The following is a 24931-nucleotide window of genomic DNA, read 5'->3' as shown; positions in this document are numbered from 1 at the left end:
TATGCGCGGATTTTTGGCGGCTATGCTTGTTTCTGGTTTGTTGCTGGGTGGTTGTGGCGGCATGAGCACGGGCGATACCGGCCCCAAGGAAAAGGTAAACCTTGCTGCTGGCGTGCAGAACGACAAGGCCAATGCCTTCAACCCCTATCTGCGCAACTCCTTGCCCAATCTGCGCACCAATGACTCCGAAAGTCAGGCCATGCTGCAAAAAATGGGCGGCAAGGCGACCTCCATTGAAGGCGAAGCCGCTTACCGGCCCCAGTGGAAGCAGGAAATCTACCCTGTATTTTTTGGTGACCCCAAGGCCCCGCACGAAGTTCTTGTGCTGCTCGACTTTGCCTCCCCGCAGAGCGAAAAGGTGTGGCAGGCTGTGGCAGAGGCCAGCCGGTCTGTGTCGCCCCAGCAGTGTAAGGTGGCGGTATTCGCCAACAGCAAGGAATATTACGGAACCGACCTCATGGGCATGGGGATCTGGATTTCACATTCCCGCCCCGGTCAGGCCATGCAGTACATGACCTACGCGCTCTCGCGCTGGAACGAGGTCAAGGCAGCCCAAAAGAAGAAGGGCCGCGTTGTGGCCTTTAACAACGAATACGACGCCACGGCGGAATCCTCCGATTTTCCCATCCACTACAGCTACATGAGCAAGCTGCGGCCCCCGGTGAACGCTGCCGAGGAGCTGGCCGTGGGCAAGTATTGTTACAATGCGGGCAACGTAAACCTGTATCAGGCCCAGCAGATCAGCCAGTTCTTTGGCATCAAGACCCTCCCCGCAGTGGTTGTTGACGGCAAGGTGCTTTCGTCCGTTTCTGCCAGCGGTATTCTGAAGGCCATGGAATAGTTTTCTGGTTTTATTTGTCGGTCAGGATGCCTTTGGCATTCTGAATACGTGCAAACAGCGTAAACAAAGCCCGCTCACCTGAGCGGGCTTTGTTGTTTCCTTTCACGGACGGCAAAATCCGTTGCAGGGGATGGAAACTGGTCAAATCAGGCCGGAGTTGGGATGGAACGGGACAGATGCGTGTTGCGCGGCTGCGGCGCTGTGCGCGGCTTGAGGCAGCCCGTGCGCACTGTCTATCATCCACAGACGGGGCGGGCTATCAGCTGCAAGATTATTGGAGCAGCAAGGCAATTTTTTTTGCAGGGCAAAGCAGATGGCTGCGCACGCGCCGTGCAGGCAGTGCGCAGGCAGAGCTCTGGCAGTGCAGCGGGGCGGCTAGAGCAGATTGTGGTCGAGCCGGTAGATCATTTCGATGGGATTGAGCAGCACTATGCGCCTGCCCTGGGCCACGATAAGCCCCGCATTGCGAAACTGCTGCAAGGTGGCGCTTACTGTGGGCTGGGTGGAGCCAACCATGGAGGCCAGCTGCTCTTGCGGAATGCTGAGCGGAATTTCGCAGGGTTTGTTCCAGCCCTCGGTGGTGCGCAGGGTTTCGTAAGCCAGCGAAATAAGCAGACTTGCCAGCCGGTTGGCCACGTCGCTGTTCTGGCGGCGCACAAGGTCGCCCATCTGGCGCAGCCTGCGGCCAAGCAGGGTGATAACACTGCGTGCAAGGGGGTAGTGCTCTTGCAGCATGCTTTCAAAATCCTGCCGGTTGATGGCGTAGAGCACGGAGGCGCTGGCGGTTTGCGCGCAGGCCTTGCGGGGGGAATTGTTCAGCACCTCAGAAATGCCAAAAATTTCGCCCTTCATGCGCAGCGAAAAGGTCATTTCCTTGCCCGCGCGGTCCATGCAAAAAATTCGTATGAGCCCTGATTCTATGTAAAAACACGAATCACCGGCGTCACCCTCAAGAAAGACCATTTCATTCTTGGGCAGTTCAAGGCGCTGGGCATTTTTCAAAAAGGCGCTCTTGGCCTCGTCAATGCCCTTGAAAAAGTCTTCCTTTTCCAGATGCCAGAATGTGTCCATGAATGTCCTTTCCTGTGTGGAACGCCTGCGCCCCGCCGTGCAGAAACGGTGGGGCGCAGGCGGCTTGTTTCATACTACTCTGTGCGATCAGGCCTTGTCCAGCCGGTTGACGTAGCGGTAGGTCTGCTCCTTGCCGTTGATGTCGCGGCACTTCCAGACAATGAAGTTGGAACCCATGATGGGCCGCAGCGTTGCCTTGTAGTAGCCCAGCTGGTAGGGCATTTTTATTTCAAGCGCGCCCGCCGGGCAGGCCTTGATGCAGGACATGCAGTCCCAGCAGTCGCGGGCGGCCCGCAGATATGCCTTGCCCGTGGCAGGGTTGAGGGCCATGAGATCGCCGGGGCATACTTCTTCGCAATGGGTTTCTTCGCGCCCGTTGCAGCCGTTGCATTTGTGCGTGTCGATTTTTGGCGGCATTGTCGTTCTCCTGACTTATGGCTTGTACCTGTCGCCGGGCAGCAGCTGCTCGTAGGGACGGGTAAAGGTTGTCATTTCTCCTGTCACCGGGTCGCGGCGCGATTCCACAAAGCAGTCAAAGTTTTCGTCGTCGCGCTGCGGGTAGTCAGAGCGGGTCTGCCAGCCAGCCCAGCGGGTTTCCTTGCGGGCCTTGAGGTGGTGTACAACGGCTTCGGCCACGTCCACGCGGTCCATGGTTTCGTTGGCCTGCATGAGATCGTGCAGGTCGTTGGCGCGCAGATGCCTGAACTGGCTTTGCAGAATCTTGATGTGCCGCAGGGCGTAATCAAGCTGATGCTCGTTGGCGCGATAAAACTGGCTGGAACCGCCAGCGTACTCGTCCATGAGCCTTTGCAGGCGTTCCTTCATTTCCAGCGGGCTCACGCCTTCTTCTTCGCGCGAGAGCAGGGGGGCGTACACACGTTCTTTTTCCTGGGCGATCTGGGCGGCATCAAGCACCGGGGCTTCGGCCACAGCCATGTAGGCCAGTGCGCCGCGTGCGGCCAGTTTGCCTTCGGCGCAGCAGCCGCCCACAAACTTGTTGGGATTGCCGCCTGCGGTTTCACCGGCGGCAAACAGGCCGGGCAGGGTTGTCATGCGTTCCATGTCCACCCAGTAACCGCCGCCGGTGTGCCCGCCCATGATGTAGGGGTCGGAGCCGAAGATTTCGATGGGCTCCTTGGAAGGATCCTGGCCACGGCTGGCAAGAAAGAGCACAAAGGAAGGACGTTCGTTGAGATAGTCCTCCATCATGGCCTTGGTTTTTTCGGGGGTCATGTTGGTGGTGTCGCAGAAGCAGGGGCCGCGACCGGCCAGCCATTCTTCCATGGGGGCGTTGGCGCGGATATAGCGGGGGGCCGCATCGCCGCCAAGGCTGGCGTAACGGCTCATGACGCGCTCGCCCAGCGCGTTGATGATGGGCGCGCCGTAGCCCACAGAAATGGTATCCACCGGGCCGCAAAAATCCTTGGTGCGCGTGGCCACCCAGCGCTGTTCAAGGCTGGTCAGCTCCGCGCCCTGGCGCAGGCCCATGGCATAGCCGGAACCAACGCAGTAGGGGCACATCCAGATTTGCGAGCCGCTGTCTGTAGAATCGGCAGTATAGGATTTGTACAGCGAACCAGCGCCGCCGGTGCTCACAACCGTGGCCCGCGCGCGGAAAACGTAGAACTTGCCATCGCGCACGCCAAAGCCCGTGGCCCCGGTGCAGCGGCCATCGTGTACCAGCAGGCCCGTTGCGGCCACGCGGTTGTACACATCCGCGCCGGTTTCGAGGGCTTTTTCTGCCATGATGGGCTTGAGCTGCTCGCCGTGGATGGAAATATCCCACTTGCCACGGTAGCGGATGTTGCCCTGCTCGTCCCTGAGAATGGGCAGGCCCCAGCGCTCCAGATCATCAACACATTCGTTGAGCTCGCGGGCGTTGGAAAGGGAAAGGTCTTCACGCAGGGGGCCGCCGCCCACCTGTGAGCGGCTCCAGCGCACCAGGTCTTCTGGGGTCTTGTCGGCAGGGATGTAGGTGTTGATGGCGTCCATGCCGGCAGAACACGCGCCAGAGCGCATGATGTCGGCCTTTTCGACAATGACGATCTTGGCTGCGGGGTTGAGCTTTGCTGCCTCTGTTGCCACAAAGCAGCCCGCGTTGCCGCCGCCGATGATCAGCAGGTCGGCTGTAACCTCAACGGTTTCAACGTCGTTCAGGCTGGTTGGCCGAAAATCGACCGCATGGGTTGTTTTTATGCGTGCCATAATGTCCTCTCGGGCAAAGGGTTGGGGCGGTTAAAAAGGCCAGGCTGCGGCGGGGTTCCATACGGGCATGCCAAGCAGCGCGTACCAGGGAGCCATGACGCAAACGCCGTAGGCAATGGCGATCAGCACGGCCACAGAGCCCACCTTGGCGTAGTCGGCGGTAGAGAAGGTTTCGGTACTGTGGGCAATAACAGCTGCGGTGATCTGGGTGGGCAGCAGGTAGGCAAAGGTATCGGTATCGCATACCAGCATGGTAAAGGCCACGGGGTGCAGACCAAGCTTGGGAGCCATGGCAAATACCACGGGAGCCAGCATGGCAACCGCAGCCACGTTGGAGAGCATGCCAAGGCGGATGATATGCGTGCCAACCATCATGGTCAGCAGGGTTTGCCACCAGTTCATGCCCACAACCATGTTGTGGATGTGGTCGGCAAGCCACTGGGCCACGCCAGCCTGAGTCATGGCCGTGGTCATGGTCATGGCGCCGCCCAGCAGCAGAAATGTGCCCCAGATGGTCTTTTGCTGCACGGCCTTCCACGAGCAGGGCATCATGCCGGGGGCAAACAGCACCATCATGCCCACAAGGCCGATCACGCCAAGGGGCTGGCGGTGTACTTCATAAATAAAGCTGCCCTTGCCCGTCACAAACATGAAGCCAACCAGCAGAAAAATGCCCAGCAGGGTTTTTTCGGCCATGCTCATGGGGCCAAGTTGCCTGTATTCCTTTTCGATGGTGGCAGAGCCGCCAGCAATGGAAACGCAGTTGGTCTTGAAGTAGTAGCGCGTCCACCAGTTGGTGAGCACAAACATGCCAAGATACGGAAACTGCAAGAGCATCCAGTTGAGAAAGTTGACGTTGGCGAAACCGTTCTTTTCAAAAATGCCCACCAGAATCATGTTGGGCAGGTGGGCTGTCATGATGAACATGCCGCAGATCATGGAGCCGTACACCAGCGACTGGATCACAATGGCCTTTTTGGCAGCGCGTTCTTCGGGCGAATCGCCCAGCAGATTGCAGATGCCCTGCACCACGGGCAGCAGGGTGGCGGCGCGTGCGTTGGCCGCAGGAACCAGAAAACCCAGCACAATGTTTACAAAAAACATGCCCCAGATAACCCGGCAGACCGAGGAGGCCTTGAAGCGAGCCAGAATGCCCAGCGCAATACGGCGGTCAAGGCCAATAAGCTGCATGACCGCAGCCACCATAAAGGCAAACAGGCACAGCCAGATAACGTGGTCGGTAAAGCCCGCAAAGATCATGGCCATGGGCGGCTTGCCGTTGTTCCAGGGCAGGGCCTGGGTGATCAGCAGCATGGTGGGAATGGAAATGCCGGTCATGCCAGCGGGCATGGCCTCGCTCACCCACATGATGCTGGCCCATACCACAATGCCCAGAACGGCCATGCCGTTGTGCGTAAGCCCTTCAAATGGGGGGATCACTGTCCACAGTATAAAGAACGCAAGCCACGCAAGGCCAAACCCGGTGAAGGCGCGCAAGGGTTTTTTGCCCCTATTACGAATATTTTCACAAAGATAGCCAAAAAATGACCGCCCTGCGGCGGAAGGAGTCTGAGTCATATACCTACCCCACGATGAATTTGTGTCAGTACGCGCGTGGGGCAGACCTTAGGGCAATTCTTGCATCCATTCCATCTGCTGGATGATAATTCGGATAAAAATATTTTGGCTTGGCTGTAGGCTTTGCGGGCGATTGGCAGCGCATTTTACAGCCTGCGATTCGCCTTGACGATGGCACAACTTACTGAATTACTATGTATAAATGGCGCAAAAAAAGAGCAGCCAACCTTTCGCGGGCGGGCTGCTCCTGATGTGAATTTTGTGTTGAGGAAAATCTTTTTTTTCAGGCGAAAAAAGTGATCGAGGCGGGCTGCTAAAGCTTGAAAAATTCCAGCGCCGGGGCCTTGGCGATCATGCCGGCATCGGCCAGCATTTGATAAAAAAGGCTCAAGCCCCGCTGTTCTTCCTCGCCCAGAGTGTAAACAAGGCCTTTGCTGTAGTAGAAGGCCAGTTCATCGCGCGAAAGCGGGCAGCCGTGGGCCGTGAGGTCGAGAATCACGTCCATGTGCTTGAGGCCCCAGTCACGCCCCTGCCGCAGCAGTGCGCCGGGGTCGGTGGTAAACAGCTTTGCCTCTGCGGCGGCGCGGCTGACCACCCACAGGCCAAAAATAAAGGGCAGGCCCGTCCAGTCGCGCCAGGCCTCGGCCAGGTCGAGGCGGTAGGGATAGTCCGGGTGGTTGCGCAGGCGCAGGGCTTCATCGCCAATGGCCAGAAAGGCCACCGGCGGGTTTTTGCCGCGCAGGGCGGGGGTAACCTGGCCCGTGGAGAAGCTGACGTTGAGCTTGAACCTGTCGCGCATGATAAGCCGCAGCAGGGCAACCGAGGTGTGAGTTTCGCCACTGATGAGAATTTCCTGCCCTTCAAGCTGGTCAAAGGGCACGCGCGAGAGCAGCAGCACGCTCATGACCGGCCCGCGCGAGCCGATGGAGAGATCTTCTACCAGCTGGTAGCGCTCTGGCCGGGTGGCGTACTCAAAGCACGAGCACGAAGAAACGTGCAGCTCGCCGCGCGCCATCATGGTGTTGAGCAGTGCGGGCGGGCCGGAAACCAGCTCGTAATCGTGCGGCAGAATGCCTGCCTCAAGCGGGTGATAGATGGGCAGTACGTTGAGGTAGCCAATGCGGCCCATACGCAGTACGGGGGGATTTTTTTCTTGCGTGGTCACGGGGCAGTCACCTTTTGTCAGGGGCAAAGCCGATGGACAGGGCTGAATGTGCGGCAAAAATGTGTTTCCGGGGGCGAACCCCCGGAAACATGGAATAAACAGCAGGGCGAAAGTGTTACACTTCGGGCTGGGGAACCACGGGGGTGTAGTTCATGGTGCGCTGCACCGGGGTAAAGCCCGCCGTGCGGATGACCTTGTGTATGTCGCTGCGGTTCATGCGGAAGGAAACCCCGGCGGCGGCCACCACGTTTTCTTCGATCATCAGTGAGCCAAAGTCGTTGGCACCATAGAACAGGGCCAGCTGGGCCACCTGCGGCCCCATTGTTACCCACGAAGCCTGGATGTTGGCGATGTTGTCGAGCACGAGGCGCGAAACGGCCAGCATGCGCAGATAGGCGGGCGCGGGCAGCGGGTCAACATCGATACGTGTGTGCGCGGGCTGGAATGTCCAGGGAATAAAGGCCGTAAAGCCGTGGGTGCGGTCTTGCACCTCGCGCACGGCAAAGAGGTGGTCAAGCCGGTGCGCGGGGGTTTCCTCGTGCCCAAACATCATGGTGGCGGTGGTGCGCAGGCCCAGTTTGTGGGCTTCTTCCATAACGCCAAGCCACTGCTCGGCGGTGCATTTGTTGGGCGAAACCTGGGCGCGTACACCCGTGTGCAGAATTTCTGCCCCGCCGCCGGGCAGCGATTGCAGGCCCGCCTCTTTCAGACGGCGCAGCACTTCCGGCACGGACAGGCCAAATTTCTCTGACCAGAAGAATACTTCGGGCGGTGAAAAGGCGTGGATATGCAGCTGGGGCCAGGTGGCGTGCATCCAGCGCAGCAGGTCTTCGTACCATTCCAGCGGCAGATCGGGGTGATGCCCGCCTTGCAGCAGCACCTGCGTGCCGCCGAGGGCCAGGGTTTCCTCGATTTTTTCAGCCATCTCTTCACGGCTGATCACATAGCCGCCTTCCTGGTCGGGCGCGCGGAAAAAGGCGCAGAAGCGGCAGGCGCACACGCATACGTTGGAATAGTTGATATTGCGGTCGCCCACGTAGGTGACAATGGGCTCGGGGTGCAGGCGCAGGCGCATGGCGTGGGCCAGCTGGGCCAGGGTGTGCAGGCTGGCCTTGTAGTACAGGGCCTCGGCGGCGGCACGGTCGAGGCGCTGGCCGCTGGCGGCCATGGCTGCGGCCTTGCGCACGTCGTCAAAATCAGCGCCCTGCTCGTCAAAGGGGCTGTGCGCGGGAAAAAACGTACTCACTGGCGCGCCTCCGGGGATTCGTCGTTCAGGGTATTGAATGTGGCGTTGCGCCGCACCGGGCTAAAGCCCGATTCGCGGATAAGGTGCTCCAGCTCCTCAATGGTCATGCCCTGGGCAGACTGCGCGCCCGCCATATGGCCGATGCGTTCCTCGATGATGGTTCCGTCCAGGTCGTCCGCGCCGTACCACAGGGCAACGGGGGCCAGCTTGGGGGCCATCATGATCCAGTAGGCCTTGAGGTGGGGAATGTTGTCGAGCATCAGGCGCGAAACAGCCACCGTGCGCAGCTGGTCTAGCCCGCGCTGGGGGCCGACCTTGTCGTCCGGCAGTTTGAGGCGGCTGTGATCCGTAAGGAAGGGCAGGGGAATAAAACAGGTAAAGCCGCCGCTTTTGTCCTGCTGCTCGCGCAGGCGGCAGAGGTGGTCTATGCGGTGCTCGTATGATTCTATATGTCCAAACAGCATGGTGCAGTTGGTGACAATGCCAAGGCTGTGGGCCTCGCCCTGAATGCGCAGCCAGGCAGCAGCGTCGGCCTTGTGCGGGCAGATTTGCGGGCGCAGGGTTTCATCAAAGATTTCTGCGCCGCCGCCGGGCATCATCACAAGGCCAGCGTTTTGCAGGCGCTTGAGCACCTCAAGGGTGCTGATGCCCTCAAGCCGGGCAAAGTGTTCAATCTCCACAGCAGTAAAGGCCTTGACCGGCAGATTGGGGTTAAAGGCCCGCACCGCGCGGATCATGTCTTCAAACCAGGCAAGGGGACGCGTGGGGTGGCAGCCGCCCACAATGTGCAGTTCGTCGAGGTGCAGGGGGGTTGCATCTGCCGCGCGCAGACGCGAGAGCACGTCTTCGAGGCTCAGGGCAAACGCGCCGGGCTCGTCCTCTGTATCGCGGCGAAAAGCGCAAAAGGTGCAGCCGTTGACGCACACGTTGGTATAGTTGATCTGCCGGTTGACCACATAAAAGGCCTTGTGCCCGTGCAGGCGGCAGCGCACATGCAGGGCCAGCGCGCCCACTGCGGTAATATCGGGGCAATTGAACAGGGTAAGCCCGTCTTCGGGCGAAAGCCGCTCCCCGGCGAGCACCTTTTCGCGGATAGACGAAAGGCCCAGTGCGGCGTAGTATGTTGCGTCGAGCATATTTGAATCCTGTGCATGGATTGGGGGCAAAATGCCGCTCGCAGAGTAAGCCCCGCCGCCGCACGCTGTCAATGTGAGGAAAAAATGTCTGCCCTGCCGCCGCAAAACCTGTCTTTTGGCCTTTCGCCCTGTCCCAACGATACCTATATCTTCCACGCCATGCTGCACGGTCTTGTGCCGATTCCCGCGCCCTTTACGCCGCACATGGCCGATGTGGAAGAACTGAACAACCTTGCGCGGCAAAAGGCGCTCGACGTAACCAAGATGTCGCTTGGCGCAACCACCGAGATAATGCAGGATTATGCCCTGATGTCCTCTGGTGCGGCGCTGGGCTGGGGCTGCGGCCCCCTTGTGGTGGCCCGCAAAAACCTCAAGCCCGAAGACTGGCGCAACGCCACTGTGGCAGTGCCCGGCCTGATGACCACGGCCAATCTGTTGTTGACCCTGCACGGGGGCTTTCAGGGCCCGCGCAAGGAGATGCTGTTCAGCGATGTGATGGCTGCCGTAACCGGCGGCGAGGCCGATCTTGGGCTGATTATCCATGAGGGACGTTTTACCTACGCCCGACAGGGCCTTGTAAAACTGCTCGATCTTGGCCAGTGGTGGGAGGCCGAATTTTCGCTGCCCCTGCCGCTGGGGGCCATTGCCGTGCGGCGCGATCTGCCGCTGGCACTCGCCCGGCGTGTGCAGAACACCATTACGGCCAGCCTGGCCTATGCCAATGCACACCCCGATGATTCGCGTGAATTTATCCGCGCACACGCGCAGGAAATGGACGAAAGCGTCACCAGCGCCCACATCAAGACCTTTGTGACCGACTTCAGCCTTGATCTTGGGCCCGCTGGCCGTGCGGCCATTGAAACCCTTGTGGGCCGGGCTGCGGCGCTTATGGGCAAAACCCTGCCTTCCGAAGGCCTGTTTCTGCGCTAACAGCGAGGTCAAGCGCCCCCGCAAACCTTTTTAAACCTTTTGCCTCCCGGTTTCGCGCGTTGCGGCGCGGACGAAACATGTCTTACCCCGAATTTTCGGGCTGCTCTGGCGCTGGCCCTGCCCGCACCATGGACCACCTTGAGAGAATTATGTTTGAAAAATACTTTTCCCTTTCCGAGGCCCGCCGTTTTTATTCGATGGGTCTGCCCATCTTTATTGCCCAGCTGTCGCAGACGGGCATGACCTTTGCCGATACGGCCTTTGCCGGTCAGTACAGCGCCGAGCACATGGCCGCCGTGGCTGTGGGCGGCAGCGTGTGGATGCCCGTGGCCCTGCTGGGCATAGGCTGCCTGCTGGCGCTTTCGCCCCTGAGCGCGCAGCTTGTGGGTTCTGGCCGGGCAGATCGCGCGGCCCATCTGCTGCGTCAGGGCCTGTGGCTTACCCTGGGCATGAGCATCGTGCTCATGACCTTTTTTTACGTGGTTTCGCTGCACATGGATGCCTTTGGCCTTGAGCCGGAGCTGGCGCGTATTTCTGGCGGCTTTTTGCGGGCCATGTTGTGGGGGCTGCCGGGATTTCTGTTCTTTGTAAACCAGCGCAGCTTTCTTGAGGGCTTTGCCCGCACTCGCCCCGCCATGATCATCGGCCTGCTGGGGCTGCTGGTAAATGTGCCCTGCAACTACATATTTATTTACGGCAAGCTGGGCATGCCGGAGATGGGCGGCGTGGGTTGCGGTGTGGCCTCGGCCATCAGCTTCTGGTTCATGGGCCTGTGCATGCTGTACTATCTGCGCCGCGACCCGCAGTACAAAGCCCTTGGCCCGCTGTTTGCCCCTCTGTTCCGTGGCGGCTGCCCGTGCGGGCCACGGTTTGACGGCGCTCTGGTACTGCGAGTGCTGCGTATCGGCCTGCCGGGGGCGCTGGCCCTGTTTTTTGAGGTGTCACTTTTTGCCCTCAGCGCCATTCTGCTGGCCCCGCTGGGCACGGTGATGGTGGCCGGGCACCAGATCGCCCTCAATTTTGGCGCTCTGGTATTCATGATTCCGCTCTCCATCAGCATGACAGCCACCATACGCGTGGGCCGCTGCCTGGGCGCAGGGCAGGCCGAGCGTGCCAAGATTGTGGCCCGCACCGCCCTGAGCCTGAGCGTGGTATTTGCCCTGTTTATTGCCCTGCTCACCGTGGTGTGCCGCAAGGGCATTGTGGCCATTTATACGGAAGATGTGGCGGTTGCTGCGCTGGCTACGCAGCTTTTGCTGTATCAGGCTGCCTACCAGATTGTGGACGGCTTGCAGGTGACGGGCATCGGCGTGTTGCGTGGGCATAATGACACGCGCGTTATTTCTGTCATCTGCTTTGTAGCCTACTGGATTATTGGCCTGCCCCTGGGCTTTGCGCTGGCGCGCACGAATCTTCTTGTTCCTTCCATGGGGGCGGCGGGTTTTTGGGTGGCCTACATTGTGGCGCTGGGATTTGGGGCGGGGTGTTATCTGCTGCGGGTGCGGCAACTGCACGCGTTGGCTCCAGACGACATGCTTTTGCGCGTGAAGCGCTAGCCATATCAATCTGTTGCCCAAAGGGCATGATAAAGGGCCTTTTTTACGCTGCCTGATACCTGAACGGCACATGTGCTGCGTAAAAAAGGCCCTGGCTCACAGATTTTGCCGTTGGGCGGCTGTTGCGACCGAAAATCAAAGCCAGGACGCGATGTGAAAAACGCGGCGTGGCTGGCCTTCTGTCTTATTTGCGGAAGGCCTGCTTCCACGTGAATTTGACTATGGACAAAATGTCGCCGAGGCTGCTCTTGCCCCCAAAGGGGCCGCCTGCGCTCTTGCCCCGCGCGAGGGGGTCGAGCAGCGGCGGAATGGACGTGCCCACCGGGGTGATTTTTTGCGAACCGCCTTCGCCAGTGCGCCCGGACTTGGCGGTTTGCCCTGCCTGGCCAGATGGTTGGCCAGATGCCAGGCCCGATGATTGCCCAGACGCCTGGCCCGAAAGCTGGCCCGATTGCGGTGCAGAGGTCGGGCCTTCCTGTTCACCCCAAAGGGATATGACAGGTGCAGTGGCCCCCTGACCGGCACGCAATGTGCCCGACCGGGCTGCCGCCCCCTGCTGTGAGGGCTGGTCGTCGTATTCGTCGTCGGCCAGGGCAATGCCCACCTGCCCACGCTGGCGCATTCCCACTCTCGGCGCACGGCCCACAGCCGCTGCGGTGGGCTGGCCTGCGGTGGCAGACCCCATCTGGGCCAATGAATCGTCGGCATTATCCGCAACACCAGTTTCAGAATCTTCACGCGCGCGGGCGTTTTGCCTGCCGGTGCGCCACTGGCGTTCTGCCGCGTCCTCAATCTTTTTCGCCTCGGCCTCCTGGGCCAGATTCTCCAGCGTGGTGCGTATTTCGGCGCTCAGGGCCTGGGCGTCTGCACCCATGGCCTGTTCCAGGCAGGCTTCCATATTCGCAAGCATTTCGGCAGAGGTGTCGGCTGCCAGGCAAATCTGGGCCATGCGTTCGGTAATTTGCTGCCTTGGGGTAATTTCGTACCCCTGCGCAAGAATGCCAGCGGCATGATCGTAGTTGCCCTGACGCATCTGCTGCAAGGCTTCGGACAAAAAGGGGCTGCGCGCGTTGGGGTCTTCCTGCAACATGCGGCCATAGACTGCCCGCGCGCGGTTCCATTGCCGTGCGCGCACAAAGGTGGCGGCAGCCTGCGAAAGATAATACCGGTAGCGCACCATGTCGCCCTTGCCCTTCCAGGCGGCGGCCATGCCAAGCTCTGCCTTGCCCTGAATAAGCGCGCCGCGCATGGCCCGCTGAAAGGCATTGATGGCGCTGTTCCATTTGCGCTGCTCAAGGCACTGCATGCCCACGCGAAAATAATCTTCGGGCTGGCGTATGGGCTTGAGCAGAATACCGTAGGTAGCAAGGGCGTCGTCAAAGGCTCTGGTGCTGTTAAGCTGGCCCGCCTTGTCCAGATCGTCAAGGGTGGGGCGCGTGGAAACCAGAAAATCAAGGTGGGCTTTGAGCTGGTCTATGGAGTAGGGGCGCGCCAAAAGGGCACTGGCCCCGCAGCCAAGCGTGCGGAGCTGCTCCACCTCGCTGTCGTGCGGCAAGATGAGCAGAACCGGCATGTCCAGAAGCATGGGATGCAGGCGCAAAATGGCGCAAAACTGCTCGCCTTCCATGTCTGAAAGGCGTTGCGAACACACTACGACATCGGGCTGAAATGCGGCTGGGGGTTCGTCGAGACCGGCCAGAATACGGGCTGCCGCCACGCCAGAGGTAAGACCTTCTATGCGGTCTGCTCCCACTTCGCGCAGGGCGCGCCTGTCGAGAGCAGCCATAGATTCGCTCTCGCTAAGAAGCAGAACATGTATCTGACGTGGGCGGGTCATGCGTGTCCTTGCCAGGCAGGCCAGTTGAAACCCGCTGGTGCAATGGGGCGGGCAGGGCCTTCCGTAAAAATGACTATATCCCCTGGCGGTGGCATGCGCAAGAAAACTGCGCTGCAAATTTTTGAAATCGTCGTTACAAGATGGGCGTAACCCACAATACTTTCATGACAATGTTGCGTATTTTCATAGTTGGTTGCCGGGCTGGCACGCTCCCTGGTGCGGGCGAACGCTAGTTGGCAAAGGGAATGATGCGGGCGCGCGGCGTGGCCTCGCCCGTATTCTCAAAGTCTGCATCGTCAAAGTGTGAAGGACGGGCAATAACCGTGTGGCAGTATGGACAGTGCAGCGAGCCCTTGCTGCGTTCAAGACGGATAAGACCGCCCTCGTGGTCGTAGCAGTGCGGGCAAAAAGGCCCAAGATTTATGTCCTGCGCCTTGAGCCAGTATAGCCCGTTGCGCCGAAACAGATTGCACGAAAGCCGCATGGCTTCCTCAAGAGTCTTCAGGCGGGTCTGCAACAGGTTTACCTCGTCGTGCAGGGCTATGCTGCGCGACTGCACTTCCATGAGCAGACGGCGGGCCTGTTCGTCTCGGCCAGAGGCGAAAAGATCGTTGATTTCTTTAAAAAGACGATAGTGCAGCATGGTTCACTTCCCCATTGATGCTCTATATCGGAGCCCGACAGTATATCTTTAGGGGACGAAAAGCCGCTGCTGGCGCAGTTTTGAAAAAATTATCTGTGCTTTCGGATTGTTGCGGCGGGCAAAAATTTTTAGATTATCTGTAGACTCTGCCCGCAGCGGGGCCGCGCAAGGCTTTTGAGCCAAAAAAGGGGGGGATAAACGGCCTGCCGCAATAATGCAGAAGCACGGGAAACGGGTGGAGTCAAAAATGAATCGACAAAGGTAAATAATTGCCGTCTTCAATAAAAACAGTGTGTTGCAGGGGGCTACATTTTGCGCCGCGAAATTGGGTCAAGAGAGCGGAGCAGATCACGATATCGGGTTTCTTCATCCGCAGAAAGCGACGTGGGCAATTCGCCGTTACGCAGCAGCGCACCGCTCAGCATGTCGGCCTCCTTGCGGGCGCCAACGCGGCGTACCATATCAGTGGCCGCGTCTGGTACTGGGGTGCTTACTTCAAGCTCTGCGCCCTGTTCTGTTCTTTTTTGTTCCTCAGCCGAGAGGCGCAGCACTTCCTCTTCCACCAGAATGGGGGCGGCGGCGCGCATGGCAAGGGCTATGGCGTCCGAGGGGCGGCAGTCTATGCGGGTTCTGCCCTCCGGGCCAGAGAGCACCAGCACGGCATAGTACGTACCCTCGCGCAGATCGTTGATTTCCACACGCCGCAGCTCGGCCTTGAAGGCCTTGAGCGTCATGAGAAAAAGATCGTGCGTGAGCGGGCGGGGCAGGCTCTCGTTGTTGAGCACCAGCGATATGGCCATGGCCTCCATGGCGCCTACCCACAGGGGCAGCACGGCATCGCCGCTGGCCTCGCGCAGCACCACAATGGGGGTTTTGCTTTGCGGGTCTATGGTGAGGCCGAAAACGCGCATTTCTACCATGGTTCCCCCAGTCGTTGGGCCATGAGGCTGTGTTTCTTGGCCTGGGTAATGCGCACCCGCACCAGACGGCCCGTGTGCTCTGCCTGATGGGGCAGCTCAACATGCACAGGCGCACCGTGAGGGTCGCGTCCCTGCCAGCTGGGTTCCGGCCCCTGGCCTTCCTTGGGGCTGCGGTTTTCAATGAGCAGGGTTGTTTCGTCGCCAACCCGCTGCTGCAACCAGCGCGCGCCCAGTTCATCCTGTAGCGCCTGAAGGCGCAACAGCCTGTCCTGCGCAACCTCGGCGGGAATTTTGTCGGGGAACAGCGAGGCCCGTGTTCCCGGCCTGTCGGAATAGCAGAACGAAAAGCTGGACATGAAGTTGCTGGCGCGCATCATGTGCAGGGTATCCTGAAAATCCTGCTCTGTCTCGCCGGGAAAGCCCACGATAAGATCGGTGGAAAGGGCCAGATCTGGCCGTGCCGCACGCAGGCGTTCCACCAGGTCAAGAAAGGCCGCACTGTCGTAACGGCGCTTCATGCGGGCAAGCACAGCATCTGACCCGGCCTGCATGGGCAGATGCAGCCGGGGGCACAGCTGGGGCAATTCCGCAAATGCGGCAATGTCTTCTGGCCCCATATCCTTGGGATGCGGGGTTACGTAGCGCAGGCGTTCCAGCCCCGGCAGGGCCGCCACCTTGTGCAGCAGCGCGGCAAAGCTTGTGCCGTCGCCGCTTTTGTCCTGCCCAAAGGCATTGACGTTTTGCCCCAGCAGGGTGATTTCGCGCGCGCCGTTGTCGAGCAGGGCCTTGCATTCGTCAATAATGGCCGTGCTGCTGCGTGATTTTTGGCGGCCACGGGTAAAGGGCACAATGCAGTACGCGCAAAAATTGTCGCATCCCTGCATGATGTTGGCGTAGGCCACGGCTCCGTTGACCACACCGGGTTCGGTTGTGGCCTCGCGCTCCACATACTGGCTGGTAAAATCGAGCAGCGAGAGGCGCTGCGCCGGGTTTTCGAGCAGGCGTTCGATGGCCTGCGGGGCATTGCCGATGCCATCGCTGCCCGCCACAAGGCGTACCTGGCTTTCTTTTTCAAAAATGCTCTCGCCAAGCTGCTGGGCCACGCAGCCAGCCACGCACACCAGTACTGCGGCGTTGCCGCCCGTAACCTGACGGATGCGCCCAAGTGTGCTCATAACCTTTTGTTCGGGCTTTTCGCGTACAGAACAGGTATTGACCACCACCACCTGCGCTTCTTCAAGCGGCGCTTCCAAAAAACCGCGCGCGCCAAGGGCACGCCCCAGCCAGTGGGAGTCGTGCACGTTCATCTGACAGCCAAAAGTGATGATATGGTACGTTTTTTCAATCATGATCGTTGTTATTGCTCTATGTCCAGGTCTGCATCGTACATGCCGGGCGCGCCTTCTTCTTCAAGGGCGGCCACGCGGTCTTCAAGCCAGTCAAGCACGGCGCGGGCCGTGTGGTAGTTGAGCAGTATGCGGCTGTGGATGCAGCGGTTTACCTCGCGCGTGTCCAGTTCGCCGGGTGTCATTTCGTGGCCGATGGAGCCGTCGGGAGCCACCAGCTGCTCGGAAAAGGCGGGCAGGGCGTCACTTTCGTGATAAAAGTTCATCTCAATTTCGCCCTGCGGGTTTATACCGCCCCAAACACCGTGGGCTGTTTGCAGTCTTGCGCTTGCATCCATCTGATATTTATAGCGGATCTTTGCGGGGTGGTCACTGGGCTTGTTCATGCGGCATCCTTGTGGTGTGTGGTATCGGGGCCTGGCCGCAGGCTGAGGCCCCGGTTGCAGCGACATCAGTTGTGCGGCAATTGCATATGATAAAAAAGAGCCCCTGCCAAGTAAAGGCAATGTGAGCAACCGCACAAAGGGGCCGGGCGCGGTGCCTGGTTTGCCCGTGGGCACAGCAGCAAAAAAAGCTGAAAAAATGGGCCGCAGGGTGTAAAAGTCACTGCCCGCCCCGCTCTGGCGGCCATGCAACAGCCTTGCTGCGGCAAACATGCTCTTGACGATGCCCATTGCATGGATAGAATATCTGCTGCGGCTCATAAGCACGGCCAGGCGCGCCAGCGCACGGGCAAATCAGGCAATGAGCACCCAAGGAGAGCAAGTGAGCGAGGCAAGCAGCAAAGCGTATGAAATCCGGCAGCATGAAATGCAGCCCTATTTTGATCTCGAAGCCTTCATGTCCATGAGCAAGGAAACACGCCTCGGCGGTGCTGTTCTTGAACGCCTTGTGGGTCTGTGGGGCGAATGGCTGCCGCAGTTGAAGGTGCAAGAGATTGTGGCTGGCAAAATTTCGTATCTGGTCGTGTGGCTGCCGGAACAAGTGGAAAACCAGGTGGATGAAGCCTGGGGCAAATCGGCCTCTGACGGTTTTATGATCAACAACCTTGCCCAGTTCATGTGCATGGCCGCCGTGCAGGAAGCCTTGCCGCAGGTGGAAGACGCGGGCTGTGCGCCTTCTCCGCGCCCCACCCAAACCCTGCGCGAGGCGCTGGCCTCGCTGGATATTGAATACCGCGAAGCCTTTGGCACGCTCACACGCCGCTATGCCGTGGTAACGCACTATCCCTTCAAGGGCGGATGCGAAATATGCCACTTGCAGTCACAGTGCCCCAAGGGGCAGGGCCAGACAGAAAGCCCCAGCATTCTTTTGCCGGGCCACGAACCAGAGGCGGGCGAAAACTAGAAGTTTGCGCGGGCGGCTGTTTTTGAATGCCCTAGCGGTCTTTGTTTGCGGGCTGCCGGTTGCGGGCGCAGGCAAAGACCGCATAAAAATCTTGGTCGGCAGACGCTAGCGGCCTTCCATCACAAGGGTGCGTGTAACCCCGGCAGGCGTGCGCACCACAAGCTCCACAGTGCGGGCATTGCGGGCCACCGATTCCACCAGGCAGGTTTCTGTGGCATCCTTGTCGTAGATGCGTACATCCACGGTATCTCCCTTTGAGGGAACACGGTCGGGGATGACTTCTACAAGGTCGGCGGAATCGGCGTCAAAACCGTCCCAGGCCAGAGCGGGTATGGTCATGCAAAGGCTGCCCAGCAGGGCGGCTCCGAATAGCAGGTGTTTCATGCAAACATGTGTAAATCCATTTGCTCCTCTTGGCAACTGTGCGGCTTCGGGCAATGAATTGCGGGCAGTTGAAAGCTCTGGCCCCTTGTGTGATGCGCATGGCCGCGTGGTGCGCTATTTGCGGCTTTCGGTCACAGACCGTTGCAATCTGCGTTGCGCATACTGCCGCAGCGAAATAAACCAAAAGTTCATACCCCACCCCAAGGTGCTGCGGTATGAAGAAATGGTGCGCCTTGTGGGCATGATGGCCTCGCTGGGCGTTTCAAAGGTGCGGCTTACCGGCGGCGAACCCTTTGCCCGCAAGGGCTGCGACGACCTTTTGCACCAGCTGCACTCGCGCTATCCCGCACTTGATCTGCGCCTCACTACCAACGGAACCCTGCTTGAGCCGCATATTCCCCTGCTGCGTTCGGTGGGTGTCAGCGCTGTAAATCTTTCTCTCGACAGTTTTGACCGCGATACCTTTGCCAGGGTGACAGGGCGCGACATGCTGCCAGCGGTGCTTGCCTCGCTGGATGGCCTGCTGCGGGCGGGCATCCGTGTCAAGATCAACGCCGTGGCCATGCGCGGGGTCAACGATGGCCAGATGGACGATTTTGTGCATGCGGTGCGCACCATGCCTGTTGATCTGCGTTTTATCGAATTTATGCCCATGGGCAGCGGCACGCTTTGGGGGCCCGAAACCTTCTGGGCATCGGCCGATATTCGCGCAGAGGCCGAGCGCCGCGTGCAGCTAGACCCTGTGCAGGACAGCAGCGCAGAGGCTGGCCCCGCAAAAATGTTTGCCGTGCGCGGCGGCAAGGGGCGGCTGGGGTTCATCACCGCTGTTTCGTGTCATTTTTGTGGTACGTGCAACCGGCTGCGCCTCACCAGCGACGGCAATCTGCGCACCTGTCTTTTTGATGACAGGGAATATCATCTGCGCGGCATTTTGCGCAGCCCCCGCTTTGACGATGCCCAGCTTGCCCACGTGGTACGCCTGGCCTGCGTGGGCAAGCCCATTGGCGCTGATCTGCTCAAGGCCCGCAAAAAGGGCGCTGCCGTGGCAGACAAACACATGGTGGGCATTGGCGGTTAGCCACGCCGCTGTGGGCGTTGGCAGTGGGGATGCTGCCTCTCGCCGTGCCCCGGTGCGCTGGTGCTCTGTGGGCTGAGATTCCGCTGTGCCGCGCCCGGCAAACGCCATTTGAAACCCGCCGCCTTTCAGATTATGCTCCTGAGCAGTCTGTGCTTTTGAGGTAGCAACCTTTACTTTTTGCAAGGATTCCATGATCGCCTATCTTGAGGGCCGACTGGCCGAAATATGGGGCAATGCCTGTCTTGTGGTCACCCAGGGAGGCGTGGGGTACGAAGTGGCCCTGCCCGCGCACACGCTGGCCGCCCTGCCCGGCAGGGGCGAGCCTCTGGCCCTGTACACAAGCCTAGCCGTGCGCGAAGACGCGCTGGAGCTTTTTGGTTTTGCCACGTTTGAAGAACGCCAGACCTTTGAGGTGCTGGTTTCCATCTCCAAGGTGGGCGCACGCACGGCCCTGGGCATCCTTTCCATATTTCGCCCCGACGACCTGCGCCGCGTGGTGCTGGAGGATGACGTGCTGGCCCTTACCCGTGTTTCGGGCATTGGCAAAAAAACCGCCGAGCATGTTTTTCTGGAACTCAAGTACAAGCTCAAGGTCGAGGATGTGCCGCAGGCGGCGGTGCTGAGCTCTGGCGCGCGGCCCGGTTCTGTGTTCCGCGATGTGCTGGACGGTCTTGGCAATCTTGGCTACGAGCCGGACGAATGCGCGCCGCTGGTCAAAAAACTGCTGCATGAAGAGCCCGATCTTGACGTTACCGGCGCACTGCGGGCCGCCCTCAAGGCGCTTGCCAGGGGTAAGGCCTGATGTCTGACCCTACCAATCAGGACTTTGCCTGCGCCACAGACTGCGGCACGGGCGTTGACGAAAGTGTCCGCCCGCGCAGCCTTGACGATTTTATCGGGCAGGACGAACTGCGCGCCAATCTGCGCGTGTATCTGGGGGCGGCGCGCGAGCGTGGAAAGGCCCTGGACCACACGCTTTTTTACGGCAACCCTGGTCTTGGCAAAACCACGCTGGCGCAGATCATGGCCTCCGAGCTGGGCGTCAACCTTGTTTGTACATCGGGGCCAGTGCTTGAACGCAGCGGTGATCTTGCCGCCATCCTCACCAATCTCAACCGGCACGACATCCTTTTTGTGGATGAAATCCACCGCATGCCCATTGCCGTTGAAGAAGTGCTGTACCCGGCCATGGAAGATTTCAAGCTTGATCTTGTGATCGGGCAGGGGCCGGCGGCGCGCACGGTAAAGATCGACCTTGAGCCCTTTACCCTCGTGGGGGCAACCACGCGCATGGGGCTGATATCTTCGCCCTTGCGCGACCGATTTGGCATTGTGGCGCGGCTTGAATACTACACCCCCGACGATCTGGCCCGCGTGGTGCAGCGCACGGCGCGCATTCTGGGGGTGGAGGTGACATCTGACGGTGCTACCGAAATCGGCCGCCGTTCTCGCGGCACGCCCCGCATTGCCAACCGGCTGCTGCGCCGTGTGCGTGATTTTGCGCTGGTACACGGCGATGGCATGGTTACCGGCGAGCAGGCTTCGGCAGCGTTGAAGCGCATGGACGTGGACGAGCTGGGGCTTGATCAGATGGACCGCAAGCTGCTGGAAGTGCTTATAAAACATTATGACGGCGGGCCGGTGGGCATCAAAACCCTGGCGGTCGCCTGCTCGGAAGAAGTGCGCACCATCGAAGATATTTATGAGCCCTACCTCATCCAGTGCGGTTTTTTAAAGCGCACGCCCAGGGGGCGCATGGCAACGGCTTTGGCGTATCGGCACTTGAAAATGCTGCTTTCTTAGGTGTATGTTCTGCACGGCCCATTTGCCCGCACGGGGTTAACAGACAGAATAAACAGGCGGAGAAAGCATGCGGTTACAGGTAATTGAAGGTAAGTTCAGCGTTTGCAAGGTCGAAAACCTGCGTGCCGTCAATTTTAACGTGCCGTGGCTGTTTGTGGGCAAGACCGATGCCGAAATTTCGGTGGTTTGTCTGACTGTGGATGTGCCCCACGCAACCCTTGCCCGCGAGGATGGCTGGCGCGCCCTGCGCGTGGCCGAAAGCATGGACTTTGGCCTTACCGGCGTGATGGCGGGCATATCGACCGTGCTGGCCAGGGCGGGCATCAGCATATTTGCGGTGTCCACCTTTGATACGGACTATATATTGGTAAAGGCCGAAAATCTTGGTCTGGCGCAAACCGCGCTGGAGGCGGGCGGCTACAGTATCGAAACCCCGTTTCGCTGAGCCGGGCTGGCAGGTATCTGCCAGCAGCCTATCTATTATATACTGCGGGGGAAGAAGTGCTGGCTTCTTCCCCCGTTTGATTTGGCTAGTTATCCACCTTGCCAGCGCGGGCCGCATTAAGCACGGCCATAAGCGCCACGCCCACATCTGCAAAAACAGCTTCCCACAGGCCGGAGAGGCCCACGATGCCAAGGGCCATGAACAGCCCCTTGATGCCCAGCGCCATAACAATATTTTGCCACACAATGGCTCGGGTGCGCCGCGCTATGCGCAAAAGCTCTGGCAGGCGTGCCGGGTTGTCGTCCAAAATAACCACATCGGCTGTTTCAATGGCAGCCTCGGCCCCCAGGCCGCCCATGGCCACGCCAACCCCGGCTGTGGCCAGCACAGGGGCATCATTGATGCCATCGCCCACAAAAATGGTGTTTTTGACCGGGCCAAGAGCTTCGAGCGCCCCGGCTTTGTCTTCGGGCAGCAGGCCCGCACGCAGCGAATCAAGCTTGAGCTGCTGGGCCACGGGCCGTGCCTGCTCCTCTCTGTCGCCCGTAAGCATGGCAATATGCTGCACGCCAAGGTGGCGCAGAGCTTCGATGGCCTGCGGCGACTGCGGCTTGAGGCGGTCGGCCACCACCAGTGCGCCAAGAACCTTGCCGCCTCTGGCAACGTGTACCACGCTGCCGGGCAGATCTACTGCCAGGGGGGTGAGCCCACGGCTTTGCAGCAGGGTGGCATTGCCAGCCAGCAACTCGGCTGGGGCAGAATTGGCGAGGCCAGCCGTGGCGGCGGTGGCAACCACACCCATGCCCGGCACTTCTTCCATGCTGGTAAGGGAAGCTCCTTCTGCGGCAATGCCCCGATTTTGCGCAGCGCGCAGCACAGACCGTGCAATGGGGTGGTTTGAGCGGCTCTCTGCCAGCGCGGCGTCGGCCAGCAGCTGTGTTTCAGAAATTCCGGGGGCAGGCAACACGGCGTTTACTTCAAAAACCCCCTCGGTGAGGGTTCCTGTTTTATCCAGAGCCGCAACGCGGATGTCGCGCAGATTGTCGAGCACCGCCCCGCCCTTGATGAGTATGCCCCGGCGCGAAGCCGCGCCGATACCGCCAAAATAGCCGAGTGGAATGGATATGAGCAGGGCGCAAGGGCAGGAAATGACCAGCAGCACCAGAGCGCGGTATATCCATTGCGAGAAAGGGCCAAGGCCGAACAATGGCGGCAGCACAGCCACCATCAGGGCAATGCCGGTAACAGCCGGTGTATACCACCGGGCCATGCGGGTGATAAAGCGCTCTGTGGGGGCCTTGCGGGCCACGGCGTTTTCCACCATCTCCAGAATGCGCGCAATGGAAGATTCGGCAAAGGCTGCGGTAACTTCTACTCGCAGGGCGGCGTTGAGGTTGATTGTCCCGGCCAGCACCCGGCTGCCGGGGGCAATGCGTTGCGGCACTGATTCGCCCGTGAGGGGCGAGGTGTCCACCTGCGAATCGCCTTCAAGCACCAATCCGTCCAGCGGGATCTTTTCACCGGGGCGCACGAGAATATGACTGCCGGGGCCAAGAACATCCGGCTCCACATCGCGGGTACTTCCGTCTGGCAGCATCTCGTGGGCAATACTGGGGCGGGCAGCAAGCAGTGCCTTGATGGAACGGCGCGAGCGGCCAGCGGCGCGCTCCTGTACAAATTCGCCCACACAATAAAAGAGCATGACGCCCACAGCCTCTGGCAACTGACCAAGAGCAATGGCCGCTATGGTTGCGCCGCCCATTAAGGTGAATTCGTTGAAAAAATCACCTTTCAAGATGCTTTTGAAGCCGACACTCAATACTTCGTAACCACACAATATATATGGCAGTGCGTAGAATATGGCTATGACCAGCCATGCGGGCATGTAGGCGGCTAGGCGGTCATCGGCGATCATGCCGATGGCAAAAAGCAGGGCAGAAATCCCCATCTTTATCACTTCGCGGCGCATCTCGGCTGGCTCGTGCTCGTGTCCATGCTCGTGGCTGTGGTCGCAGCAGCAGGCACAGGCATGGTTGTGATCGCAATCGTCAATTTGGGATGCAGCGGGCTGGCATGAATCACAACACGCTGTGCCCTGCGCAAGAACCGGTTTCGTGGTATCCATAAAAACTCCTGTTTTTACTGCGTGTTGCCGGGCAGTTCTGCCGTGTCTTCGTCGCTGCCATCTGGCTGGTCAGCGGGGACAGGAATGTGCTTTTGCTTGAAAAAATCGTGAATATTGGCGTTGTGCGAAATGCCCGGCAGGGTTGCATCGTCTTGCACAATCTGCGGGCAATCGGCCAGCTCACGCATGGTGAGTGCAAGCGCGTCGCGCACGCAGGCCGCAGGGTCTGCGGGCAGGCGGTAATAAACCCAACGGCCATTTTTGATGCTTTCAATCAAGCGGGCCTGCCGCAAAATGAACAGATGCTTGGATGTGGTGGACGCTGCAAGGCCCAAAAGAGTGGTTATCTCGCACACACACAGGGGGCGATGGCGTAGGGCCATGAGGATTCTGAGGCGATTTTCATCGCCAAGTGACCGAATTATTGAAACATATGTTAGCATGCGTTTGTCCTGCGCTGGAGGTGGATGTCTTTTCCAATTCGCTGTATGGCGAAATATAGGAAGTGAAAAGGGCAGCTGTCAAGCATATTTCGCCATATAACGAAATATATGGAGTGCTCATGTTCGGTGCGTAGGCGAAGGCGCGAGTTTGCATTTATAGGTGGCCTTTCACCAGGGAGGGAGGGGGGGGGTGCAGAAGGGGGAAAAACGGCGTCTGGCGGGCATTGGGGAGATGATTTGGCGAAATTTGGTTTTTCTGTTGACACGGCGAGTGGGTTTGCTTAGAGTGCTTTTCTCGCGTCACGGGATTGTCACATTGCGCACGGCGATTTGGCCGATTGCAAAAAAGTGATTGACACTTGAAGCGAAGGGGAGCATAACCGCTCCTCGCGATTGAAGAAAAGCAGCTGGCTCCACGGTGAAACAAAGAGTTTCACGAAACGGAAAAAAGTTGTTGACTTCGAAAGCAAGCTGGAGCATAAACGCTCCTCGCGCCTTGAGAAAAACGACTGACGGTCGCCGCGAAAAACTTTCGCGAAACGAAAAAAGTTGTTGACTTGAGAAACGAAAGGGAACATAAACGTTCCTCGCGCTGAGCGGCAACGAGCCGCATCGGCGGGCCCAAGAGGCCAAAGTGGTTCATTGACAAGTGAATAGCGAGTGGGAAGAAAGTCTTTGAGATTCCGATTTCTGCGAAAGCAGGAGTCTTGTACAGATTTGAACTGGAGAGTTTGATTCTGGCTCAGATTGAACGCTGGCGGCGTGCTTAACACATGCAAGTCGAACGCGAAAGGGACTTCGGTCCTGAGTAAAGTGGCGCACGGGTGAGTAA

At 59.4% G+C, this 24931-nt stretch carries 24 protein-coding genes and 1 rRNA gene; 9 read left to right on the top strand and 16 right to left on the bottom strand.

The genetic code is table 11. The annotated features are described in order from the left end of the window. Position 1 precedes the first annotated feature (1 nt). A complete protein-coding gene (locus ACE3NW_RS09425; RefSeq protein ID WP_374282728.1) occupies positions 2 to 841 on the top strand; it encodes a hypothetical protein in 840 nt (279 codons plus the stop codon). Positions 842 to 1216: 375 nt separating this feature from the next. Here the strand turns inward: ACE3NW_RS09425 and ACE3NW_RS09420 are convergent, their stop codons facing one another. From ACE3NW_RS09420 to mqnE, 7 genes are all read right to left on the bottom strand, one after another. Then, on the bottom strand, positions 1217 to 1912 hold the full coding sequence (locus tag ACE3NW_RS09420) for a Crp/Fnr family transcriptional regulator (RefSeq protein ID WP_374282726.1): 696 nt from the start codon (positions 1910 to 1912) through the stop codon (positions 1217 to 1219). A gap of 87 nt (positions 1913 to 1999) precedes the next feature. Beyond that, positions 2000 to 2329, bottom strand: a complete 330-nt coding sequence (locus ACE3NW_RS09415) for a ferredoxin family protein (protein ID WP_374282724.1) — start codon at positions 2327 to 2329, stop codon at positions 2000 to 2002. A 15-nt stretch (positions 2330 to 2344) separates the two neighbouring features. Continuing rightward, positions 2345 to 4117 (bottom strand): adenylyl-sulfate reductase subunit alpha, encoded by a 1773-nt coding sequence (locus tag ACE3NW_RS09410; protein WP_374282722.1) that lies wholly within the window; start codon positions 4115 to 4117, stop codon positions 2345 to 2347. Between the two features lie 30 nt (positions 4118 to 4147). Continuing rightward, positions 4148 to 5695, bottom strand: coding sequence for an SLC13 family permease (locus ACE3NW_RS09405; RefSeq protein ID WP_374282720.1), 1548 nt, complete (start codon positions 5693 to 5695; stop codon positions 4148 to 4150). A 313-nt stretch (positions 5696 to 6008) separates the two neighbouring features. Beyond that, positions 6009 to 6824, bottom strand: coding sequence for a menaquinone biosynthetic enzyme MqnA/MqnD family protein (locus ACE3NW_RS09400; RefSeq protein ID WP_374282788.1), 816 nt, complete (start codon positions 6822 to 6824; stop codon positions 6009 to 6011). A gap of 151 nt (positions 6825 to 6975) precedes the next feature. After that, positions 6976 to 8028, bottom strand: coding sequence for a cyclic dehypoxanthinyl futalosine synthase (mqnC, locus tag ACE3NW_RS09395; RefSeq protein ID WP_374282786.1), 1053 nt, complete (start codon positions 8026 to 8028; stop codon positions 6976 to 6978). Positions 8029 to 8102: 74 nt separating this feature from the next. Continuing rightward, entirely contained in the window at positions 8103 to 9242 is a 1140-nt protein-coding gene (mqnE, locus tag ACE3NW_RS09390) for an aminofutalosine synthase MqnE (protein ID WP_374282717.1), read from the bottom strand. An 84-nt stretch (positions 9243 to 9326) separates the two neighbouring features. Between mqnE and ACE3NW_RS09385 the strand changes: the two genes are divergently transcribed. Together ACE3NW_RS09385 and ACE3NW_RS09380 are read left to right on the top strand one after the other, a co-directional pair. Beyond that, the gene (locus ACE3NW_RS09385) at positions 9327 to 10172 is read left to right on the top strand and encodes a 1,4-dihydroxy-6-naphthoate synthase (RefSeq protein WP_374282715.1); all 846 of its coding nucleotides are present in this window, start codon (positions 9327 to 9329) and stop codon (positions 10170 to 10172) included. 77 nt (positions 10173 to 10249) lie between these two features. After that, entirely contained in the window at positions 10250 to 11728 is a 1479-nt protein-coding gene (locus ACE3NW_RS09380) for an MATE family efflux transporter (RefSeq protein ID WP_374282713.1), read from the top strand. A 184-nt stretch (positions 11729 to 11912) separates the two neighbouring features. Here ACE3NW_RS09380 and ACE3NW_RS09375 read toward each other — a convergent pair whose 3' ends face one another. From ACE3NW_RS09375 to ACE3NW_RS09355, 5 genes are all read right to left on the bottom strand, one after another. Then, a complete protein-coding gene (locus ACE3NW_RS09375) occupies positions 11913 to 13565 on the bottom strand; it encodes a histidine kinase (protein ID WP_374282711.1) in 1653 nt (550 codons plus the stop codon). A 229-nt stretch (positions 13566 to 13794) separates the two neighbouring features. Then, on the bottom strand, positions 13795 to 14208 hold the full coding sequence (locus ACE3NW_RS09370) for a hypothetical protein (RefSeq protein ID WP_374282709.1): 414 nt from the start codon (positions 14206 to 14208) through the stop codon (positions 13795 to 13797). A 305-nt stretch (positions 14209 to 14513) separates the two neighbouring features. Continuing rightward, on the bottom strand, positions 14514 to 15128 hold the full coding sequence (locus ACE3NW_RS09365; RefSeq protein WP_374282708.1) for a bifunctional nuclease family protein: 615 nt from the start codon (positions 15126 to 15128) through the stop codon (positions 14514 to 14516). Next, positions 15122 to 16477, bottom strand: coding sequence for a tRNA (N6-isopentenyl adenosine(37)-C2)-methylthiotransferase MiaB (miaB, locus tag ACE3NW_RS09360; protein ID WP_374282706.1), 1356 nt, complete (start codon positions 16475 to 16477; stop codon positions 15122 to 15124). The genes ACE3NW_RS09365 and miaB overlap by 7 nt, the downstream gene beginning before the upstream one ends. 8 nt (positions 16478 to 16485) lie before the next feature. Then, positions 16486 to 16860, bottom strand: a complete 375-nt coding sequence (locus ACE3NW_RS09355; protein ID WP_374282704.1) for a hypothetical protein — start codon at positions 16858 to 16860, stop codon at positions 16486 to 16488. Between the two features lie 424 nt (positions 16861 to 17284). Between ACE3NW_RS09355 and ACE3NW_RS09350 the strand changes: the two genes are divergently transcribed. After that, positions 17285 to 17821, top strand: a complete 537-nt coding sequence (locus ACE3NW_RS09350) for a hypothetical protein (protein WP_374282784.1) — start codon at positions 17285 to 17287, stop codon at positions 17819 to 17821. 105 nt (positions 17822 to 17926) lie between these two features. Here ACE3NW_RS09350 and ACE3NW_RS09345 read toward each other — a convergent pair whose 3' ends face one another. Continuing rightward, positions 17927 to 18205, bottom strand: a complete 279-nt coding sequence (locus tag ACE3NW_RS09345; RefSeq protein WP_374282702.1) for a DUF5334 family protein — start codon at positions 18203 to 18205, stop codon at positions 17927 to 17929. Here ACE3NW_RS09345 and moaA point away from each other — a divergent pair. The 4 genes from moaA to ACE3NW_RS09325 all read left to right on the top strand — a co-directional run bounded on the left by moaA (position 18204) and on the right by ACE3NW_RS09325 (position 21531). Beyond that, positions 18204 to 19283: a GTP 3',8-cyclase MoaA gene (moaA, locus tag ACE3NW_RS09340; RefSeq protein ID WP_374282700.1), complete on the top strand. Its 1080-nt coding sequence runs from the start codon at positions 18204 to 18206 to the stop codon at positions 19281 to 19283. The genes ACE3NW_RS09345 and moaA overlap by 2 nt on opposite strands. 190 nt (positions 19284 to 19473) lie before the next feature. Beyond that, positions 19474 to 20085, top strand: coding sequence for a Holliday junction branch migration protein RuvA (gene ruvA / locus ACE3NW_RS09335; protein WP_374282698.1), 612 nt, complete (start codon positions 19474 to 19476; stop codon positions 20083 to 20085). After that, positions 20085 to 21086: a Holliday junction branch migration DNA helicase RuvB gene (ruvB, locus tag ACE3NW_RS09330; protein ID WP_374282695.1), complete on the top strand. Its 1002-nt coding sequence runs from the start codon at positions 20085 to 20087 to the stop codon at positions 21084 to 21086. The genes ruvA and ruvB overlap by 1 nt, the downstream gene beginning before the upstream one ends. Before the next feature lie 67 nt (positions 21087 to 21153). Beyond that, complete coding sequence (locus tag ACE3NW_RS09325) at positions 21154 to 21531, top strand: ACT domain-containing protein (protein WP_374282693.1); 378 nt, start codon at positions 21154 to 21156, stop codon at positions 21529 to 21531. An 85-nt stretch (positions 21532 to 21616) separates the two neighbouring features. Here the strand turns inward: ACE3NW_RS09325 and ACE3NW_RS09320 are convergent, their stop codons facing one another. The 3 genes from ACE3NW_RS09320 to ACE3NW_RS09310 form a co-directional block, all read right to left on the bottom strand. Beyond that, positions 21617 to 23656 carry a heavy metal translocating P-type ATPase gene (locus ACE3NW_RS09320; RefSeq protein ID WP_374282692.1) on the bottom strand — a complete coding sequence of 680 codons (2040 nt, stop codon included), beginning with the start codon at positions 23654 to 23656 and terminating at the stop codon, positions 21617 to 21619. A 14-nt stretch (positions 23657 to 23670) separates the two neighbouring features. Beyond that, complete coding sequence (locus ACE3NW_RS09315; protein WP_374282690.1) at positions 23671 to 24099, bottom strand: ArsR/SmtB family transcription factor; 429 nt, start codon at positions 24097 to 24099, stop codon at positions 23671 to 23673. A 300-nt stretch (positions 24100 to 24399) separates the two neighbouring features. Next, the gene (locus ACE3NW_RS09310) at positions 24400 to 24579 is read right to left on the bottom strand and encodes a hypothetical protein (protein WP_374282688.1); all 180 of its coding nucleotides are present in this window, start codon (positions 24577 to 24579) and stop codon (positions 24400 to 24402) included. 239 nt (positions 24580 to 24818) lie between these two features. On the opposite strand from ACE3NW_RS09310, the gene ACE3NW_RS09305 reads away from it, so the two are divergent. Next, a 16S ribosomal RNA gene (locus tag ACE3NW_RS09305) occupies positions 24819 to 24931 on the top strand; the annotation flags it as partial.

The organism is Desulfovibrio sp. (genome assembly GCF_041907885.1).
In the GTDB taxonomy this organism is placed as follows: domain Bacteria; phylum Desulfobacterota; class Desulfovibrionia; order Desulfovibrionales; family Desulfovibrionaceae; genus Desulfovibrio.
Note: the sequence above shows the minus strand (reverse complement) of the source record. Positions and strands in the feature narration are given on the sequence as shown.